The following is an 18,471-nucleotide window of genomic DNA, read 5'->3' on the forward strand; positions in this document are numbered from 1 at the left end:
CCGGGCAGGTCGTTACACGGTGTCACTGGCAGGGGAGCACGTGGCCCTCCCCGTTCCGGCTCCGGTTTCCCGACACCCGCCGATTCCCTTTCCTTGCCCGGGAGTTCACAGCCGACTATCAGAGTCGTACAGGCCACCTCTGCACCATCCCCGTCACTCACGACACCCCGGGAGCAGCAGCATGTGCGACGACGATCACGGAAACGGCATCAATCGGCGCGCTCTGTTCGTGACGGGCGCCACTGCCGCGCTTACGTTGGGAAGCGTGACCTTCGCGAGCGGTGCGACGAACCCGGCGAGCGGCGCCCAGGAGACGCGGACGGTACGGGGCAGGCTCCCGACCGGTTCGCCCGACTATGTGTACGTGCCGGTCGAAGTCCCCACCGGGGTCGCCGAGATCAAGGTGGCCTATACGTACGACAGGCCGTCCGTCCCGGCCGGTACCCAGGGCAACGCGCTCGACATCGGCATCTTCGACCAGCACGGCACGGACCTGGGCGGCCGGGGTTTCCGCGGCTGGTCGGGCGGGGCGCGCTCGGAGTTCTTCCTCCGGGTGGACGACGCGACGCCCGGCTATCTCCCCGGCCCGGTGCACGCCGGCGTCTGGCACATCGCGCTCGGTCCGTACACGGTGTCCCCGCAGGGACTGTCGTACGAGCTCACGATCACGCTCACCTACGGCGAACCGGGGCTCGCGCCGCGGCCGGTGTATCCGCCGGAGCGGGCGAAGGGGCGCGGGCGGGCCTGGTACCGGGGTGACTGCCATCTGCACTCCTGGTACTCGGACGGGCGCCGCACCCCCGCCGAGATCGCGGCGCTGGCGCGGGCGGCGGGCCTGGACTTCATCAACTCCTCCGACCACAACACCCAGTCCTCGCACCCCCATTGGGCCCCGGAGGCGGGCCCCCATCCAGACGGCGAACTGCTGATCCTGCTCGGCGAGGAGGTGACGACCCGCAACGGTCACGTCGTCGCCGTCGGCACCGAGCCCGGCACCTTCGTCGACTGGCGCTACCGGGCGCGCGACAACCGCTTCGGACGGTTCGCCCGCGAGATCCGCCGGGCCGGCGGCCTCGTCGTACCCGCCCATCCGCACGCCACCTGCATCGGCTGCGCCTGGAAGTTCGGCTTCGGCGAGGCGGACGCCGTCGAGGTGTGGAACGGGCCCTACACGCCCGACGACGAGATCGCCCTGGCCTCCTGGGACGCGACGCTGGTGGCGTCCGTGAGGGCGAACCGGGAGTGGCTCCCGGCGATGGGCAACAGCGACGCCCATCGCGACCCGGACGCGATCGGCCTGCCCCAGACCGTCGTCCTGGCCGAGGACTTGACGCGGGAGGCGATCCAGGACGGCATCCGCGCGGGGCACTCCTATGTCGCCGAGTCGAAGAACGTCTCGCTCGCCTTCACGGCGACGGGGCCGAAGGGCGAACACGCCGGTATCGGCGGGCGGTTGGAGATCGCCCGGGACGCCCCGGCCACCATTCGTCTGGAGGTGACCGGCGCCCCGCGCTGCACCGTCCGCCTCGTGACGGACCAAGGGGTGCTGTTCACCAGCGATCCGCTGCCGGTCGGCGGCGCGGGCACCGTGGAGTGGCGGACGACTCCGGCCTACGCGGCGTACGTACGGGCCGAGTTGAGGCACGAGACGGCGGCGGGACCGGTACCGGGGGCGCTGGCCGCGTTCACCAATCCGATCGTCCTGGGCGAAGCCGAGGGGTGAACCGGGCGGTTTGGTGGGAATACCTGCGTACAGGCGTTCGGGCTGTTTCACTGGGCGTCCGGGCGGGCGAGAGGAACAGGCAATGCGAACACCCTGGGCTCGGCGCCGGGGCGAGCGCCACCGACGGGAGTACTGGGAGCAGCAGACAGGCCACGAGGACTGGGGCGACGACCGGATCGGCAGGGCACTGGAGAGCCTGGACCTCTACACCCAGGACGCCCTCAATCTCCGGCGTCTGTCGGCCGTCCCCCCGGGCATCGAACTGAGCGTGAACGAGCTCACCCAGGCCTGGGACAAGGTGGGCCACGACACACACGGCCACGTCCACGCCACCCTGGGCCTGTTCGAGCACTTCAATCGCGTGGGTCTCATGCGTATCAGGAAGACCGACGACGGCAAGCGGTGGCTGACCGTCCCGCAGGGGCTGCACGAGCGCCTGCTGTCGCGCTGGTCGGCGGAGGAGGCAGCCGCCTGGCACGCCCAACTCACGCACAACGCCTTCGCGTTGCTGAAAACCGGTGACCCGTGGTGGACGCTGCCCGCCGCCGCCGGGTACTGGTGGCGGCATCTGGTCTGGCACCTGCACCACTGCGACCCGGCTCAGGCCGCCGCACTCGTGGCGTCTCCCCAGTGGCAGATCGCCAAGATCAGGCGGTTCGGAGCGCAGAGCCTGCTGGCCGATCTGGCCGTGGTCGACTCCGCGGAGTCCCGGGCCGTCGCCGCGACGATCAACGAGGTCATGGGCGAGGCGGAGCCCGGCTCCCGACTGGACCAGGGGAAGCGGAGCGAACTGCTGCGAGCCCTTGGCCATGAGCGGCCCACCGCCGGCGAACCGGGCGGTGGCCGGCAGCTGTCGGCGGTCCGTGGCGTGCTCCGACTGGGCTCGAATCCCTGGGACTTCGCGCTGTCACCGGACGGCACCTGGCTGGTGGTGGTCGGGCTCAGGGGGCTCTTCCAGGTCTACGACGTGGAGAGGCAGGCCCTGCGACGAGTGATCCAGGGCCCGACCTGCACGATCGACCACTGCGACGTCTCTCCGGACGGCGATTTCATCATGACCAGCAGCGTGGGTGAGAAGGCACAAGCCTGGGACCCCGTCAGCGGCGAGGAGATACTCCCCTTCAAGGTCGGCACGGTGGGTGAGTCCGTGCACGGTCCGGACGGCATGTGGATCGCCTACAACAGCTTCACCGGCAGCTTCGTCGACCCGCTCACCGACGAACGCCGGGGAACGAAGCCCACGACGAAGAACATGTCACATCTGGCGCTCAGCGCCGACGGGAAAACCCTGGCGACGCGTGGCCGCGGCCCTCAGATCCTGCTCTGGGACCCGCGTACCGGCCGACAGCTCGCGGAACTGCCCGACCAGCCGGACTCGGTCCACCAGCTCGGGCTGGCCGACGACGGCTCGTGGATCGCGATCGGCGACCTGGACCGGCTCCGGATTCTGGAACTGCCCGGCCTTCGCGAGCGGTTCGCGCGCAAGCAGATGGGGACACGGTTCGCCACCACCGGGAAATGGCTGGCGATCCCCGCCAAGGAACGCGTGCAGATCCGGTCGACCCGCGACGGCCGGCTCCTGACCACCCTCGAGGCCCACACGGACGTCGTACTCGACTGCCGTATGTCGCCCGGCGGGACCTACCTGATGTCCGTCGACCGCGGCGGCACCCTCGTCGTGTGGGACGCGGCGGCCATCGTTCCTTAGCGGGCACCCGGTCCATCGCCCTCGCTCAGATCCACGACGACGGCCGAGTGGTCGGTCGGCCACACCCCGTCGACCGGCCCGTCCCCCGCCCGCCGTACGCCCCGTATGTGGCCGGGCCGGCCCCGCTCCATCGGCTCCACGAAGACGTAGTCGATGCGGACGCTGGGCCCGAACGAGCCCGCCACGTAAGGATTCCCGAGATCCCAGGTGACCGAGGGAGCCCCGGGCTCGGCGAAGTCCCAGGCATCCATGAGGACTTGACCGGGCACGGCCGGCGCCGTCCGGTACCCGCCGAACAGCCGCACCTCGTCCGAGTCCGGCCAGGCGTTGAAGTCACCGGTGACGACGGCGGGAAAGGACGCCCCGTCACCACCGTGGGCGGCGACGAACTCCGCGAGTGCGGTGACTTGTCGACACCGTACGGCCGAGGCCTCGACGGCGGAGGAGAGGTGCACGGTGAAGAAGGGGACGCGGTACCCGGGCGCGTCCAGCCCCGCGTACAGCGCGGTCCGGCCGCCGTCCCCGTCCCCGGGCGGCAGCGGCAGTACGGCCCGCTCGGCGATGGGCCAGCGGCTGAGGACGGCGTTGCCGATACCGACGGTCGGATCGCCGAGCCGCCGCTGCCAGAACCCGGGATCGTGGGAGGCTCCCCAGGTCCAGTGCATACCGAGTTTCCCGGCGAGCCAAGCGGCGAGATTCTCACCGGCACCCCCGGTGTCCCACACCTCCTGCAACCCGACCACATCGGGCTCCAGCTCCCGCAACACGGCGAGAATCGCCTTCTGCCGGGCCTCCCAGGGCCCGTACCGCCACCACAGGTTCCATGTCACGACGCGCACGGGATCATTGAAGTCCACGGACGCAGCCAGCCGACAGGAGATCCGGAAACGATGCCGAGCACTCTCGAGACCAAGTACCGCAATGTCACGCGAATCCAACGCGTGCTGAACGCGGTCACCCGCCGCCTCCCCACCCAGACCGTCCTGGAGACCACCGGCCGCGTCTCCGGCGAGCCCCGCCGCACTCCGCTCGGCGGCCGCCGGGTCGGCGACACCTTCTGGCTGGTCTCGGAGTTCGGCGAACTCTCCCACTACGTCCGCAACATCAAGGCGAACCCGGAGGTACGGGTCAGGATCCTGGGCCGCTGGCACACCGGCACGGCCCACCTCCTCCCCGACGACGACCCGCGGGCCCGCCTGCGCACCCTGCCCCGCTTCAACAGCGCGGCGGTGAAGGCGATGGGGTCGAGTCTGCTGACAGTACGGGTGGATCTGCGGGACTGAACCAAGGGGCGAGGTGCCGGCCTCACCCCGGCCAGACGATCGCCTGCACCTCGCTGTAGGCGTGCAGCGCGTACGAGCCGACGTCCCGTCCGACCCCGCTCTTCTTGAAGCCGCCGAACGGCGCCTCCATGTTGCGGCCCACCGTGTTGACGCCCACCCCGCCGGCCCGCAGCAGCCGGGCCACGCGGAAGGCGCGGGCCACGTCTCCCGACCAGACGTAGTCGATGAGGCCGTAGTCGCTGTCGTTGGCGAGGGCGATCCCTTCCTCCTCCTCGTCGAAGGGGACGACCACGACGACGGGCCCGAAGATCTCCTCCCGGACGACCCGCATCTCGGCGGTGCAGTCGGCGAGGACGGTGGGGGCGACATGGAACCCGGGCCCGTCGGACGGCCGTTCGCCGCCCGCGACGACCACCGCCCCTTCCTTCCGGCCCAGTTCGACATACGACTCGACGCGCTCCCGGTGGGCAGCCGAGATGACCGGCCCAACCACCGTGTCCCGCGCCCTCGGATCTCCGACCTTCAACCGCCCGGCGTAGCCCGCCAGTTGCTCAACAACCCGTTCGTACACGCCCCGTTGGGCCAGCACCCGCGTAGGCGCCGTACAGATCTGCCCGCTGTAGAAGGAGAAGGTCGTACCGATCCCGGACACGGCAGCGTCGAGGTCCGCGTCGTCGAAGACGACAGCCGCTCCCTTGCCGCCCAGCTCCATCAACTGCCGCTTCATGCCCCGCCCGCACACCTCGGCGATCCGCTGCCCGACGGCCGTGGACCCGGTGAAGCTGACCATGTCGACGTCCGGCGACTCCACGGCCGCCTCACCGACCTCCACGGCCTGCCCGTTGACCACGTTCACGACCCCGCGCGGCACCCCGGCCGCCTCCAGCGCCTCCGCCATCCGGTAGACGGACAGCGGATCCTGCGGGGCGGGCTTCACGACCACCGTGTTGCCCATGGCGAGCGCGGGAGCGATCTTCCCGGCGGGGTTCGCCCACGGGTTGTTGTACGACGTGATGCAGGTGACGACGCCGACCGGCTGCCGTACGGCAATCGCCCCCATCACGGCCGCCCGCCCGAACGGCCCGGCGTCGTTGACCTGCGGCGCGATCGCCCACTCGGCCGGTTCCACGGTCGCGTACCGCCGGAACCGGGCGGCGGCCACGCCCACTTGCATGCCCCGCGCGGTCCCGGTGGTCGCACCCGTCTCCGCCTGGGCGAGTTCGGCATACGGCACGAGCCGCTCCCGTACGAGGTCGGCCGCCCGCCCCAGAATCGCCGCGCGCTCCTCGGCCGGCGTACGCGACCACGCTCCGAAGGCGTCCCGGGCGGCGGCGGCAGCGGCGAACACCTGATCCCGCGAGGCCTCCGGCGCCCACCCCACGGTCTCCTCGGTGGCGGGATCGACCACGGCGTAGTACCCACCGTCGGGCTCGACCCACTCCCCACCGACGAACAACCGCTGCCCATCAGCTACTTCAGAGCCGACTTCCGACCCGCCCCCGGAACTCACTTGGTGCTCACCGTCCTGGTGTCCCGCCCCGACCGCAGCACCCGCCCCGGCACGGACCCGCTCACCACGTCGCCCCGGATCGCCTCAACCCCGTTGACCCATACGGCGGTTATGCCGATCGCCTTGGAGTCGAGGCGCGGACTGTCACCCGGCAGGTCGTGCACCAGGGTGGCCTTGCCGGCGTCGATCCGCTCCGGGTCGAAGAGCACCAGGTCCGCATGCCAGCCCTCCCGCAACTGCCCCCGCTCCCGCAGCCCGAACAACCGCGCCGGATCATCGGTCAGCATCTTCACCGCCTGCTCAAGCCCCACCAACTTCCGCCCGCGCAGACAGTCCCCGATGAACCGCGTCGTGTACGGCGCCCCGCACATCCGGTCCAGATGCGCCCCCGCGTCGGACCCGCCGAGCAGCACATCCTCGTGCTGCCAGGTCTCGGCACGCAGCGCCCACGAGGCCGGATCGTTGTCGGAAGGCATCGGCCACAACACCGTCCGCAGCTCATCGGCGGCACAGATCTCGACCAGACACTCGAAGGCTTCCTGCCCCCGCTCGGCGGCGATGTCCTTCACCACCCGCCCGGTCAGCCCTTCGTTGGCCGCGCTGTACGTGTCCCCGATGACATACCGCCCGAAGTTGGCGAGCCGCCGGAAGACCCCGGCCTCCTTGCTGTTCGCCCGCACCAACATCTCGGCCCGTACCTCGGGTTCACGCAGCTTGGCGATCCGCTCCGGCACGGGCAGGCTCAGGATCGGCCCCCACCCGGGTATCAGGTTCAGCGCGCAGAAGGTGCCGAGGGACATGTTCATCGGCGTGAGGATCGGCATGGTCAGCGCGACGACCCGCCCCCCGGCCTTCCGAGCCCGCTCACTGGCGAACAACTGCCGGGGCACCCGCTCAGGGACGGCGGCGTCGACGGTCAGCACGTTCCAGTTCAACGGCCGCCCCGCCACCGCGCTCATCTCGACGAACAGATCGATCTCCGCGTCACTGAACTGATCCAGACACCCGGCGACGATCGCCTCGATCTGCGTCCCTTCGTGCTCCCCGACAGCCTTTGAGAGGGCCAGCAGTTCCGCCGGGCGGGCGTGCCGGGAGGCGACCGGTTGTCCGTCGCCGTCCGAGTGCGTGGAGGACTGGGTGGTGGAGAAACCCCAGGCGCCCGCGTCCATGGCCTCGTGCAACAGCCGCACAATCGCCGCGAGTTGCTCCTCACTGGGCTGCCCGCCGACCGCGTCCGGCCCCATCACGTACCGGCGCAGCGCACAGTGCCCCACCATGAACCCGGCGTTGACCGCGATCCGCCCTTCGAGCGCGTCCAGATACTCCCCGAACCCACGCCAGCTCCAGGGCGCCCCCTCCTCCAGCGCGACCAGCGACATCCCCTCGACCTTGGACATCATCCGCCGCGTGTAGTCGGCATCCTGCGGCTTCAGGGGCGCAAGCGTGAACCCACAGTTCCCGGCGGCCACGGTCGTCACCCCATGGTTGAGCGAGGGCGTGGCATACGGATCCCAGAAAAGCTGGGCGTCGTAATGGGTGTGGGGGTCGACGAACCCGGGCGCAAGCACGAGACCATGCGCGTCCTCGCTGGTACGGGACTCCTCAACCACCGTCCCTATAACGGCAATCCGCCCGTCCCGTATGCCAACATCGGCGACGAACCCAGGCGCCCCGGTCCCATCAACGACGGTGACACCTTTGATGACGTGATCAAGCATGGGGCGCCTCCTCGACTCCGCTTGTTTTCAGGGGCGCGGGGAACTGCGCGACCAGCCCCCCACGCACCCGCACCCGCCGTACAACCTCAGGCCGCATCCCGGAACCGCGTAGTCCGGTGCACAGGATCCGTGTCGATCTTCGGAACCACGTGTTCCCCGATCAACCGAATCGTCTGCAACGTCTCCTCCTTCGGCACCCCCACCGGCAACCCGAAGCTCAACTGATCCGCCCCGGCCTGCTCCCACCGCTTGCACTGGGTGAGCACCTCGTCCGGATCCCCACAGATCAACAGCTCCTCCTCCACGAGGAGTTCGACGAACTCCGGCGTGTACTCCGGCAACGTCTCCGGCCACACGGGGAACCCCTCGGGCCGGGGGAACGTGTCGTGGTACCGGAACACCAACGAGGGCAGATAGTGCAGCCCACCACTGCAGGCGATCCGGATCGCCTCGTCGTGCGTAGGCGCACAGATCGCCGTCGTCGTCACCATCACGTTGTCGTTGACGAACGCCCCGACCGGCTCGGCGTTCACGATCGCCGTCTTGTACTGCTCCAGCACCCACTCCATGTCGGAGACCTTCTGGATGCTGAACCCGAGGACGCCGAGCCCCTTCCGCGCGGCCATGGCGTACGAGGGAGGCGACCCGGCGGCGTACCACATCGCCGGGTGCGCCTTGCCGTACGGCTTGGGGAGGATCTTGCGCGGCGGCAGCTGCCAGTGCTTGCCCTGGAAGCCGACGTACTCGTCCTGGAGCCACATCTTGGGGAACTCGGCGATGGTCTCTTCCCAGATCTCCTTGGTGTAGTTCATGTCGGTGACGCCCGGTATGAACCCGAGGATCTCGTGCGAGCCCGCACCCCGCCCGCTCCCGAACTCGAAGCGGTTGCCCGAGAGATGGTCGAGCATGGCCACCTTCTCGGCGACCTTCACCGGGTGGTTGACCTGGGCGAGGGGGTTGAAGATCCCCGACCCCAGGTGGATCCGTTCCGTCGCGTGGGCGAGGTAGCCGAGGTAGACGTCGTTGGCCGAGAGGTGCGAGTACTCCTCCAGGAAGTGGTGCTCGGACGCCCAGGCGTACTTGAACCCGGACTTGTCCGCCTGGATGACGTACTCGGTCTCCTCCATCAGCGCCTTGTGCTCGGCCAGCGGGTCCGTTTCGGCACGCTTGCCCACGTATCCCTGTACAAAGAGCCCGAATTCCAAGGAGGTTCACCGTCCCAAGTCCAGGTGGTCCCTATGAGTGCTACGACTTTCTGACGTAGCGTCAGATTCGTCAATAGATGACGCCCCGTCAGATGACACTGACCCCCGCCAGCCAGCCCCCGTCGATCACGAACGGCTGCCCGGTGATGTACGACGAGTCGTCCGACGTCAGGAACAGCGCGAGCTTCGCCACCTCGTCGGCCCTCCCGATCCGCCCGAGCGGCACGAGCTTGCGGTACAGCTCGTCCAGGGCGCGGGTCATCTCCTCCGGATCCGCGTCCGGGTCGAGCCGCGAGGGGTTGGACATCGCGGTGTCCACGGCCCCGGGGCAGACGGCGTTGACCCGGATCCGCCGGCTCGCCAACTCCAGCGCGGCGACCCGGGTGAGCCCGAGGATGGCGTGCTTGGTGGCGGTGTACGTCCCCACGGCCGCCATCCCCGTCACCGCCGTGTACGACGCGGTGTTGACGATCGTGCCGCCGTCCTCCATCACCGCCCCCACGGTCTTGATCCCGAGGAAGCAGCCGACCTGGTTGACCCGCACGACCTGCATGAACTCCTCGAGGGGCGTGTCCACAAGGGAGTTGAACCGCAGGATCCCCGCGTTGTTGACCAGCCCGTCGATCCGCCCGTACGTCTCCTTGACGGCCCTGACGGCGGCCCCCCAGTCCGCCTCCTCGCCGACATCGAGATGGACGTAGGACGCGCCCAACTCCTTGGCCAGCGCCTCCCCTTGCTCATCCAGCACATCCGCCACGACGACGCTCGCGCCCTCCGCCGCGAACAACCGCGCCTCCTGCTCCCCCTGCCCGCGCGCCGCTCCGGTGACCAGAACGACACGCCCGTCCAGCTTGCCCATGCGGGCCTCCTCGGGATCGGTGGATGCGGGCATCGTAGCGCCGCATCTGACGAAGCGTCAGATGCAGAACGGGGCCTCCTTGCGCACAGCCGATGGCTTGCACAAGCACACTTGAAGTGACCGAAGAGTAGGGATATTTGACCCTGGCCATACCTCGCCTTGACTCCAACAATTCCTGTCATGGCACAACGGAGACTGCGCAACAGAAAAGTCAGGTACGTGGCGATCGGTGCGGCACTCGCGACCGGCGGGGCGATCGTCATCCTGCTGCCGTCGGCGAACGCGGCCGACGCGAAGACGCCGGACCAGATCATGACCATGTGTGAAAGATCAGCCGTAGTGAATGGCGCGAAACGGTCGGTGGAGGATTTCGGGGGCGCTTTCGCGGACGGTTTCCAGGCCGACAACTGTGATTTCGTCGAGACGAACTTCGAGACCTTCGACGGACCCACCGAGAAGTCCTCCATCGACTTCCCGAACTGCGAGTCGAACGCCACCGAAGCGGGCAAGGTGTCCATCACCTGGTCGGCGACGGCCGCCCAGGGTCAGGGAAAGTACGTCTCCACCCAACAGGGCGGCGGCGGTGGTCTGTTCGGATTCCTGAGCGGGTCCTGGGTCAAGCACAAGGGCACCCTCGACATGACCGTGAAGTCGGCGACGGCCGGCGACACGGAGACGCGGGACGTACCGGTCGGCAAGGTGCTCCACATGGAGTTCACGCCGAGACTCCAGCGCATGACCGGTGAGTGGCGGGTGCGCATCGACGCCGATCCCGGCAGTTTCGCCGTCAATCCGTCTCCCGAGCAGAACTTCGTGGCACCGGACGTCGTCGAGGGACCCGTGATCCTGCCGGGCGCCGCGGGCGCCCCCGGTGTCGTGGACGGCACCTCCAAGGCGGTCCTGGAGGACTGCTGAGCCTCCGGCCGACCTTCAGGAAACCGCAGTTCAACTCCCTTACACCCCCACAGGAGAAACCCATGTCCCGGAACGGCCGCACCAGAAGCCACCGGAGCAAGAAGAAGCGCATCACCCTGGCCCTGGCCCCCGTGGCAGCCCTCGCGGTGATCGTCCCGCTGATGAACCAGGCGAACGCCGCCACCTCCTCCGAAGTGACCGCCGACTGCGCCTCGGACTCGGACAGGCTGGCCGACTGCGATTTCGTCGACGTCCAGTTCAAGGCGAACAGTCTCGGGCCCAACGAACGCGTCTCCGCGGTGACCGACAACTGCGGTTCCACCGGCACCGCGACGAAGACCTTCAACGTGAGCGCCTCGGTCACGCGGACCGTTCAGCTGGAGGAAGGGTCCACCACCGAGGCCGGCACGAAGCTCGGGAACTCGTTCTTCGAGATCGGCCTGAAGTTCAGCACGTCGACCATCAACATCACACGTGACGACAAGACGACCACGCTGGCGTTCAGCCGGACGGACACCGTGCAGGCGGACAGCACCGGCTTCTTCATGTGGTCCGCCAAGCGCACCGATGTGAGCGGATTCCTGAAGGCCACGTACAAGGAGGCACAGGACGGTCGGACGGTGTTCTTCGCGCCGAGCGAGGGCGCCGCGACCGTGCACGTCTTCTATCCGCAGATCCTGAACAACGGAACACCCGACGGGCGCCTTTGGCTGCGGAACGTGAAATGCGGGACCGCCGAGGCCGACAGCGCACCGAATTCGACGAAGGCCCTTCAGGACGAAGAACCCGGATTCGGTGAGGGCGGCGCCGATGTCACCGATGTGGAAATTCCACTGACGGAGATCCCGGCGCCCTGATCAGACGCTCCTCGAAGGTTCAAGAAGGTTCTCAGGTGCGAAGTACGGGCGTGGTTCCCAGCCAGCGCAGAACCGCGTCCGTGCCGCTCCTGGCGTCCAGCTTGGCGTAGATGTTGCTGAGGTTGTTGCGGACGGTCTTCTCGCTCAGCCGTAGTCGCTGCCCGATCTGCCGTGCGCCCAGGCCGGTCGAGAGCAGTTCCATGATCTGTTGCTCGCGCGGCGAGAGGAGTGCGCGCAGCCGCTGCATCGTGTCATCGGTCGCGGCCATCCGACCGGCTCCCTCCCGCAGGGCGTCACAGGCGGACGGGGAGAGGTACGTGTGCCCGACGGTGGCCGCGACGACCGCCGAGGACATCATCGCGGGGCAGTGGTCGCCCTCGACCAGATAGCCCGCCCCGGCCCGGAACACCTCGACCACCGCTTCGGTGTCCCGGCGCGGACTGACCACGAGCGCCGGGACGCGCTGGGCGCGGAGCACGTCCAGCAGCCCCGGAAAGGACACGGCAGGGGCCTCGCAGTGCAGCACGACGACGTCCGCGGCGGTCTCCGCCAGCCCGTCGTAGGGCGGGGAGACATACAGGACACCGCTCACGTACGGATCGTCCGGGGGCGGCCAGTCCTCGTGCGGCCAGGTGCGGCCGGCGGAGGCCAGTGCGACCACCAATCGCTGGGAGGATCGCACGTGGGAGGTCCTTCCGCCGGAGCCATGACGTCCGTACGTCCATACATACGCGGCTCGGCGTGACCGTGTTCAAACAGGCCGTGATCATGTTCCAACAGCAGGTGATCAGAGCAGGGGTCCCACCTCCGCCCCGAACTCGCCTATCTGGTCCGTCAGTTCGGCACGGTCGCGGCAGCGGAACCGCACCTGGATCTGGTCCACGCCCATCGCCCCATAAGCCCGCAGCGACTCGGCGAGAGCTTCGGGCGCCCCGGTGAGCGTGCGCCGCCCGACCTCCCACCCCGGCTCGCCGACGTACAGCGGCTCGGTGATCGCCCCGAACACGAACGGCCCTTCTACGGCGGCCTCTTGGCGCAGCCGCCGGATCCGCTCGATCTGCGCGGGCAGCTTCGCGCGCGGGTCGCCCTGCGGCAGCCAGCCGTCGCCCTTGAGCGCGGCCCGGCGTACGGCGGCGGGGGACGAGCCGCCGACCCAGAGGGGGACGTGTTCCCGCGCGGGGCGGGGCCGCTGCCCGAGCCCCTCGAAGTCGTACAACTTGCCGTGGTGCTCCGGGAATTCGTCGGGGCCGAGGGCGGCGCGCAGGGCGTCGATCGTCTCGTCGAGGACGGGCCCGCGCCGCTCGAAGTCGACCCCGAGCGCCTCGAACTCCTCCTGGACGTGCCCGGCGCCGACCCCGAGGAGCAGCCGGCCCCCGCTGAGGTGGTCGAGGGTGGCGTACTGCTTGGCGCTGATCAGCGGGTGTCGGAGTCCCACGACCGCTACGTGGCTGAGGAGTTGGACGTGTTCGGTGACGCCCGCGAGGTAGGAGAGGGTGGCGACGGGGTCGTACCAGATCGTGCTCATGGCGGTGGCGAGGCGACGCGGGACGCCCACGTGGTCGCAGCTCGCGATGTAGCCGAAGCCCGCTCGATCGGCGGCCCTGGCTATCTCCACGAGGTCGGCGGCACCCGCGTCGGCCTCCCAGGGCTCGGCGTAGATGGTGCTCTGGGACTGGACGGGGAGTTGGATGCCGTAGCCGAGGCCGGTCATGCGGTGCCCTCCCAGAGGCCGTCCGGGGTCAGGCCCAGGAGGTCGATCGCGTTGCCGCGGACGATCCGCTCGACCACGTCCGGTGCCAGGTGTCCCATCTGTGCCTCGCCGACCTCGCGGGACTTGGGCCAAGTGGAGTCGGAGTGGGGGTAGTCGGTCTCGTACAGCACATTGCCGACGCCGATGGCGTCCAGATTGCGGAGGCCGAACGCGTCGTCGAAGAAGCAGCCGTAGACGTGCTCGGTGAAGAGTTCGGACGGCGGGCGGTGCACCTTGTCGGCGACTCCGCCCCAGGCGCGGTTCTCCTCCCAGACCACGTCGGCGCGCTCCAGGATGTAGGGGATCCAGCCGATCTGGCCCTCGGCGTACATGACTTTGAGGTCCGGGAAGCGTTCGAACTTGCCACTCATCAGCCAATCCACCATCGAATAGCAGCAGTTGGCGAAGGTGATCGTGGAGCCGACGGCCGGCGGGGCGTCCGCCGAGGTGGAGGGCATCCGGCTGCTGGAGCCGATGTGCATGGCGATGACCGTGCCGGTCTCGGCGCAGGCGGCGAGGAACGGGTCCCAGTCGTCGGTGTGGATGGAGGGCAGGCCGAGGTGCGGGGGTATCTCGGAGAAGGCGACGGCGCGGGTGCCGCGGGCCGCGTTGCGGCGGACCTCCGCCGCGGCCAACTCCGGGTCCCACAAGGGGATGAGAGGGAGCGGGATCAGGCGGCCCCGCGCGTCCGGGCCGCACCACTCCTCCACCATCCAGTCGTTGTAGGCGCGGACGCAGAGCAGGCCGAGTTCGCGGTCGGCGGCCTCGGTGAAGGTCTGGCCGCAGAAGCGGGGGAAGGTGGGGAAACAGAGCGCGGACTGGACGTGGTTGACGTCCATGTCGGCCAGGCGGGCCGGGACGTCGAAGGAGCCCGGACGCATCTGCTCGTAAGTGATGACTTCGAGCTTGATCTCGTCCCTGCTGTAGCCGACGGCGGTGTCGAGGCGGGTGAGGGGGCGGTGCAGATCCTCGTAGACCCACCAGTCGCCGATGGGTCCGTCGTCGCCGGGCTCGCCCATGACGGGCTTGAACCGGCCGCCCAGGAAGGTCATTTCCTTCAGTGGCGCGCGGACCACGCGGGGGCCGGTGTCCAGGTACTTCTTGGGCAGCCGGTGCTGCCAGACGTCGGCGGGCTCCACGGTGTGGTCGTCGACGGAGATGATCGGCGGAAGGGGCGTCCGGTCGGTCTTCTGGGTGTCCATGGCGCTCACGGTAGCGCCGATCTGACGACCCGTCAGCTAGCTTGAAAGGGGTTCGGGATGCTCGGTTGTGTGCGGAACTGTGCGCAGGCCGTGTGAGAGCCTTGTGACATCCCGCGCGGCCACCTGTGAGCGGCGTCTCCGAGAGCTGACGCAGCCGCTGCGGACAAGGCAAACTGTCGTAGCTATCAGGCTTGCCTAGGGGGAACGGCGATGGACGGTGGACCGCGAGTACCGGAGCAGCGGCGCCCTGACTCCGGCTCGGAAGAGTCGACGGCACTGCGGTTCGACGTGCTCGGTCCGGTGCGTGCCTGGCGGGGCACCGTCTCGCTGCCCACGGGCTCGCCTCAGCAACGCGCCCTGCTGGCCGCGCTGTTGCTGCGCGAGGGCCGGACGGCGACCGCCGGCGAGCTGATCGACGCCCTGTGGGGTGACGACCCTCCGTCGCAGGCGCTGGCCGCGGTGCGCACGTATGCGTCCCGGCTGCGCAAGGCGCTGGACGCCGGGGTCCTGGTCAGCGAGTCGGGCGGGTATGCCGTACGCGGCCTGCCCGAGGGCGCGTTGGACGCGGCGGTGGCGCAGGACCTGGCGAGCGAGGCGGAGAAGGCGAAGTCCGCGGGTGATCTGTGTCACGCGCGGGACCTGCTGGCGCGGGCGCTGGCGCTGTGGGACGGGGAGGCGCTGGCCGGGCTGCCGGGGCCGTACGCGGAGACGCAGCGGGTCCGGCTGGAGGAGTGGCGGCTCCAACTCCTGGAGTCCCGGCTGGACATGGACCTGGAGCAGGGCTGCCACGCGGAGGCGGTGAGCGAGCTGACGGCGCTCACGGCGGCCCACCCGCTGTGGGAACGGTTCCGTGAGCTGCTGATGCTCGCGCTGTACCGCTCCGGCCGCCAGGCGGAGGCCCTCGCGGTGTACGCGGACACCCGGCGGCTGCTCGCGGACGAACTGGGCGTGGACCCGCGCCCCGGCCTGCGCGAACTCCAGCAGCGCATCCTCCAGGCCGACCCGAAACTGGCCGAACCCTCCGCACCGGTGGCGGAGACGGCGCCCGCGCCGATGCGTCCCCACCAACTCCCGGCCACCGTCCCGGACTTCACCGGCCGCGTGTCCTTCGTGTCGGAACTGAGCGAGGTCCTCGCCTCGGCCGAGGGCCGGGTGATGGCGGTGTCGGCGCTGGCGGGCATCGGCGGCGTCGGCAAGACGACCCTCGCGGTGCACGTGGCCCACCAGGCCCGGTCCGCCTTCCCCGACGGGCAGTTGTACGTCGACCTCCAGGGCGCGGGCTCCCGCGCGGCGGAGCCGGAGACCGTACTGGGCGCGTTCCTGCGGGCGTTGGGCACCGCGGACTCCGCGATACCGGACTCCCTGGAGGAGCGCTCGGCGCTGTACCGGTCGGTGCTGGACGGCCGCCGGGTGCTGGTGCTGCTGGACAACGCGCGGGACGCGGCCCAGGTGCGGCCCCTGCTCCCCGGCACCGAGGGCTGCGCGGCGCTGGTGACCTCCCGGGTGCGGATGGTGGACCTGGCCGGGGCGCATCTCATCGACCTCGATGTGATGTCCCCCGAGGAGGCACTCCAGCTCTTCACGAGGATCGTGGGCGCCGAACGGGTCGCGGCCGAACGGGAATCCGCCCTCGACGTGGTCGCAGCGTGCGGCTTCCTGCCGCTGGCGATCCGGATCGCGGCCTCCCGCCTCGCGGCCCGTCGGACCTGGACGGTCTCGGTGCTCGCCGCCAAACTGGCCGACGAGCGGCGGCGGTTGGACGAACTCCAGGCCGGCGACCTCGCCGTGAAGGCCACCTTCGAGCTGGGCTACGGCCAGTTGGAGCCGGCCCAGGCGCGCGCGTTCCGCCTGCTGGGCCTCGCCGACGGGCCGGACATCTCCCTCGCGGCAGCGGCGGCGATGCTGAATCTTCCGGTCGAGGAGACCGAGGACCTGCTGGAATCCCTCGTGGACACGTCACTTGTCGAATCGGCGGCGCCCGGGCGCTACCGGTACCACGATCTGGTGCGGCTCTACGCGCGTGCGTGCGCCGAGCGGGACGAGCGGTCGGCGAGTGAACCGGCTGCCGCGGTCTCGCGGTTGCTGGACTTCTACCTGGCCACCGTCTCGGGCGTCTACCTCATCGAGCGGCCCGGCGACCGGCTGGTGGACCACCTGGAGCACACCGACCGTCCGGGGCTGGTGTTCTCGGACCGGCACACCGCGCAGGACTGGCTGTACGCCGAGGCCGTCTCCCTGCTGGCCTGTGTCCGCCAGGCCGCGCGGGCGGGGACGCTGCGGCGGGCCGTGGACACCCTGTGGGCGGCGGTCGACCTGGCCGAGTCGGGCACCAACTCCAAGGAGTACGAGGCCGTCGCCGACCTCCTGCGCAACACGGCGCGGCAGCTCGCGGATCCGCGCACGGAGGCACGGGCGCTGACGCTGCTCGCCTTCGTGCACCACATCTCCGGCTCCCGGTTCGACGTGGCGCTCCAAGAGGCCGAGCAGGCGACGGAGTTGGCCGCGCGGGCCTCCGATCCGCTCACCGGCTGCTGGTCCTCCAACATCAGCGGGGTGGTCGCGCTCTACCAGAACCGGCACGAGGAGGGCGCCGCCCACTTCACCCGGGCCATCGAGAGCTTCCGCGTCCTCGGGGACCGGCCCGGCGAGGCGAGCGCCCTGTGCAACCTCTCGCGCATCCACCTGGCCACCTCGCGCACGGCGAGCGCGGTGGCGCTGGCCCAGCAGGGCACGGCGATGTACGACGACATGGGGCACGATCTGCGGGGCGCGAACGGACGGTACGCGCTGGGTCTCGCGCTCACCCAGAGCGGCCAGTTGGCCGAGGCGACCGAGTGCCTCAACCTTGCGCTCCAGGTGTTCCGGGACAGCCGGCAGCGCCTGTGGGAGGGCATGACCCTGTTCCGGCTCGCCGAACTCGACCTGGCGGCCCGCCGGCCCGCCCAGGCCGCGGTCAACGCCGAGGCCGCCCTGACGCTGCTGCGCGGCATCGGCGGCGAGTGGCGGCGCGGCAACGTCCTGACCGTGCTGGGCCGCGGGCTCAACGGCATCGGACAGCCCGGCCGCGCCCAGGTGTGCTGGCGCGAGGCCCTCGACCTCTTCGAGTCGCTGGGAGCACCGGAGGCGGACGCGGTCAGGGGCCTGCTGACCCCGTCGGCCGCCGCCTGACACGGACGGATCCAGCACCGTGTCCACTGCCTCGACACGGGCGTTCATCGTTCGTTTATCGCGGTCCGCCACTCTCGTCTGTGTCGGGCCGTCGCGTCGGGGGGCAGACGGAACGGCGAACGGCCGGAGATCTATGGTGAACCGGCCTTCAAGGATCCGTCCGGCAGTTCTCGGGGGAGTTGCCGGGCGGATCCCGCCCAATCACCGCACGTAACAGGGGAGCCAGTGACATGAGCGACGACAACAGCACCGACAACGTCCACGCCACCGACGAGCCCATCGTGACGCCGGACAACGTCCACGCCACGATCGGCCCCGTCATCGTGCAGCCGGACAACGTCCACGCGACCATCGGCCCCGTCACCACGAAGAACGTCCACGCCACCGGTGAGCCGATCACCGCGGTCCTCGCCGAGGAGACGGACGCGTCGACGGACAACGTCCACGCCACGGGCGAGCCGGTCTGACGGCTCCACCGCACGGGGGACCGGCCGCGGCAGCTCTGGGGGGAGCTGTCGCGGCCGATGTGTGTCCGGGGTGCCGACGCGTGTCCGGGGTGCCGATGTGCGTCCG

15 protein-coding genes are annotated in these 18,471 nt (G+C 69.8%); 7 read left to right on the top strand and 8 right to left on the bottom strand.

The genetic code is table 11. The features are described from left to right. The first annotated feature begins 181 nt into the window (after positions 1 to 181). The gene (locus ACIRRY_RS20875; RefSeq protein ID WP_403974738.1) at positions 182 to 1,723 is read left to right on the top strand and encodes a CehA/McbA family metallohydrolase; all 1,542 of its coding nucleotides are present in this window, start codon (positions 182 to 184) and stop codon (positions 1,721 to 1,723) included. A gap of 82 nt (positions 1,724 to 1,805) precedes the next feature. Then, complete coding sequence (locus ACIRRY_RS20880) at positions 1,806 to 3,431, top strand: WD40 repeat domain-containing protein (RefSeq protein WP_403974741.1); 1,626 nt, start codon at positions 1,806 to 1,808, stop codon at positions 3,429 to 3,431. On the opposite strand, the gene ACIRRY_RS20885 is transcribed toward ACIRRY_RS20880, so the two are convergent. Further along, positions 3,428 to 4,270 (bottom strand): endonuclease/exonuclease/phosphatase family protein, encoded by an 843-nt coding sequence (locus ACIRRY_RS20885; protein ID WP_403974744.1) that lies wholly within the window; start codon positions 4,268 to 4,270, stop codon positions 3,428 to 3,430. The two genes, ACIRRY_RS20880 and ACIRRY_RS20885, sit on opposite strands and share 4 nt — an antisense overlap. Positions 4,271 to 4,321: 51 nt before the next feature. Here ACIRRY_RS20885 and ACIRRY_RS20890 point away from each other — a divergent pair, with 51 nt between their 5' ends. Beyond that, the gene (locus ACIRRY_RS20890; protein WP_403974746.1) at positions 4,322 to 4,714 is read left to right on the top strand and encodes a nitroreductase/quinone reductase family protein; all 393 of its coding nucleotides are present in this window, start codon (positions 4,322 to 4,324) and stop codon (positions 4,712 to 4,714) included. A gap of 22 nt (positions 4,715 to 4,736) precedes the next feature. Here ACIRRY_RS20890 and ACIRRY_RS20895 read toward each other — a convergent pair whose 3' ends face one another. The 4 genes from ACIRRY_RS20895 to ACIRRY_RS20910 form a co-directional block, all read right to left on the bottom strand. Continuing rightward, the gene (locus ACIRRY_RS20895; protein ID WP_403974749.1) at positions 4,737 to 6,170 is read right to left on the bottom strand and encodes an aldehyde dehydrogenase family protein; all 1,434 of its coding nucleotides are present in this window, start codon (positions 6,168 to 6,170) and stop codon (positions 4,737 to 4,739) included. A 50-nt stretch (positions 6,171 to 6,220) separates the two neighbouring features. Then, positions 6,221 to 7,942, bottom strand: a complete 1,722-nt coding sequence (locus tag ACIRRY_RS20900; protein WP_403974752.1) for an amidohydrolase family protein — start codon at positions 7,940 to 7,942, stop codon at positions 6,221 to 6,223. A gap of 86 nt (positions 7,943 to 8,028) precedes the next feature. Next, positions 8,029 to 9,147, bottom strand: a complete 1,119-nt coding sequence (locus tag ACIRRY_RS20905) for an LLM class flavin-dependent oxidoreductase (protein ID WP_403974755.1) — start codon at positions 9,145 to 9,147, stop codon at positions 8,029 to 8,031. An 88-nt stretch (positions 9,148 to 9,235) separates the two neighbouring features. After that, positions 9,236 to 10,006: an SDR family NAD(P)-dependent oxidoreductase gene (locus ACIRRY_RS20910; RefSeq protein WP_403975563.1), complete on the bottom strand. Its 771-nt coding sequence runs from the start codon at positions 10,004 to 10,006 to the stop codon at positions 9,236 to 9,238. Positions 10,007 to 10,186: 180 nt separating this feature from the next. Here ACIRRY_RS20910 and ACIRRY_RS20915 point away from each other — a divergent pair, with 180 nt between their 5' ends. After that, on the top strand, positions 10,187 to 10,921 hold the full coding sequence (locus ACIRRY_RS20915) for a hypothetical protein (RefSeq protein ID WP_403974758.1): 735 nt from the start codon (positions 10,187 to 10,189) through the stop codon (positions 10,919 to 10,921). A 62-nt stretch (positions 10,922 to 10,983) separates the two neighbouring features. Next, complete coding sequence (locus ACIRRY_RS20920) at positions 10,984 to 11,778, top strand: hypothetical protein (RefSeq protein ID WP_403974761.1); 795 nt, start codon at positions 10,984 to 10,986, stop codon at positions 11,776 to 11,778. A gap of 31 nt (positions 11,779 to 11,809) precedes the next feature. Here ACIRRY_RS20920 and ACIRRY_RS20925 read toward each other — a convergent pair whose 3' ends face one another. The 3 genes from ACIRRY_RS20925 to ACIRRY_RS20935 all read right to left on the bottom strand — a co-directional run bounded on the left by ACIRRY_RS20925 (position 11,810) and on the right by ACIRRY_RS20935 (position 14,730). Further along, on the bottom strand, positions 11,810 to 12,460 hold the full coding sequence (locus ACIRRY_RS20925; RefSeq protein WP_403974764.1) for a response regulator transcription factor: 651 nt from the start codon (positions 12,458 to 12,460) through the stop codon (positions 11,810 to 11,812). A 105-nt stretch (positions 12,461 to 12,565) separates the two neighbouring features. Beyond that, positions 12,566 to 13,489: an LLM class F420-dependent oxidoreductase gene (locus ACIRRY_RS20930; RefSeq protein WP_403974767.1), complete on the bottom strand. Its 924-nt coding sequence runs from the start codon at positions 13,487 to 13,489 to the stop codon at positions 12,566 to 12,568. Further along, complete coding sequence (locus ACIRRY_RS20935) at positions 13,486 to 14,730, bottom strand: amidohydrolase family protein (protein ID WP_403974770.1); 1,245 nt, start codon at positions 14,728 to 14,730, stop codon at positions 13,486 to 13,488. The genes ACIRRY_RS20930 and ACIRRY_RS20935 overlap by 4 nt, the downstream gene beginning before the upstream one ends. A gap of 210 nt (positions 14,731 to 14,940) precedes the next feature. On the opposite strand from ACIRRY_RS20935, the gene ACIRRY_RS20940 reads away from it, so the two are divergent. Both ACIRRY_RS20940 and ACIRRY_RS20945 read left to right on the top strand, forming a co-directional pair. Next, positions 14,941 to 17,898, top strand: coding sequence for a BTAD domain-containing putative transcriptional regulator (locus ACIRRY_RS20940; protein ID WP_403974773.1), 2,958 nt, complete (start codon positions 14,941 to 14,943; stop codon positions 17,896 to 17,898). A 230-nt stretch (positions 17,899 to 18,128) separates the two neighbouring features. Beyond that, positions 18,129 to 18,365: a hypothetical protein gene (locus tag ACIRRY_RS20945; protein ID WP_403974776.1), complete on the top strand. Its 237-nt coding sequence runs from the start codon at positions 18,129 to 18,131 to the stop codon at positions 18,363 to 18,365. The last annotated feature ends 106 nt before the right edge of the window (positions 18,366 to 18,471 follow it).

Origin of the sequence: Streptomyces sp. NPDC101776 (genome assembly GCF_044766845.1) — a bacterium.
Lineage (GTDB): Bacteria > Actinomycetota > Actinomycetes > Streptomycetales > Streptomycetaceae > Streptomyces.

Bases quoted from the DNA above. Each gene is read 5' to 3' on its own strand.
- ACIRRY_RS20910 (WP_403975563.1), bottom strand. From the start codon at position 10,006: ATGGGCAAGCTGGACGGGCGTGTCGTTCTGGTCACCGGAGCGGCGCGC.
- ACIRRY_RS20880 (WP_403974741.1), top strand. From the start codon at position 1,806: ATGCGAACACCCTGGGCTCGGCGCCGGGGCGAGCGCCACCGACGGGAG.
- ACIRRY_RS20930 (WP_403974767.1), bottom strand. From the start codon at position 13,489: ATGACCGGCCTCGGCTACGGCATCCAACTCCCCGTCCAGTCCCAGAGC.
- ACIRRY_RS20890 (WP_403974746.1), top strand. From the start codon at position 4,322: ATGCCGAGCACTCTCGAGACCAAGTACCGCAATGTCACGCGAATCCAA.
- ACIRRY_RS20920 (WP_403974761.1), top strand. From the start codon at position 10,984: ATGTCCCGGAACGGCCGCACCAGAAGCCACCGGAGCAAGAAGAAGCGC.
- ACIRRY_RS20940 (WP_403974773.1), top strand. From the start codon at position 14,941: ATGGACGGTGGACCGCGAGTACCGGAGCAGCGGCGCCCTGACTCCGGC.
- ACIRRY_RS20900 (WP_403974752.1), bottom strand. From the start codon at position 7,942: ATGCTTGATCACGTCATCAAAGGTGTCACCGTCGTTGATGGGACCGGG.
- ACIRRY_RS20915 (WP_403974758.1), top strand. From the start codon at position 10,187: ATGGCACAACGGAGACTGCGCAACAGAAAAGTCAGGTACGTGGCGATC.
- ACIRRY_RS20875 (WP_403974738.1), top strand. From the start codon at position 182: ATGTGCGACGACGATCACGGAAACGGCATCAATCGGCGCGCTCTGTTC.
- ACIRRY_RS20945 (WP_403974776.1), top strand. From the start codon at position 18,129: ATGAGCGACGACAACAGCACCGACAACGTCCACGCCACCGACGAGCCC.
- ACIRRY_RS20935 (WP_403974770.1), bottom strand. From the start codon at position 14,730: ATGGACACCCAGAAGACCGACCGGACGCCCCTTCCGCCGATCATCTCC.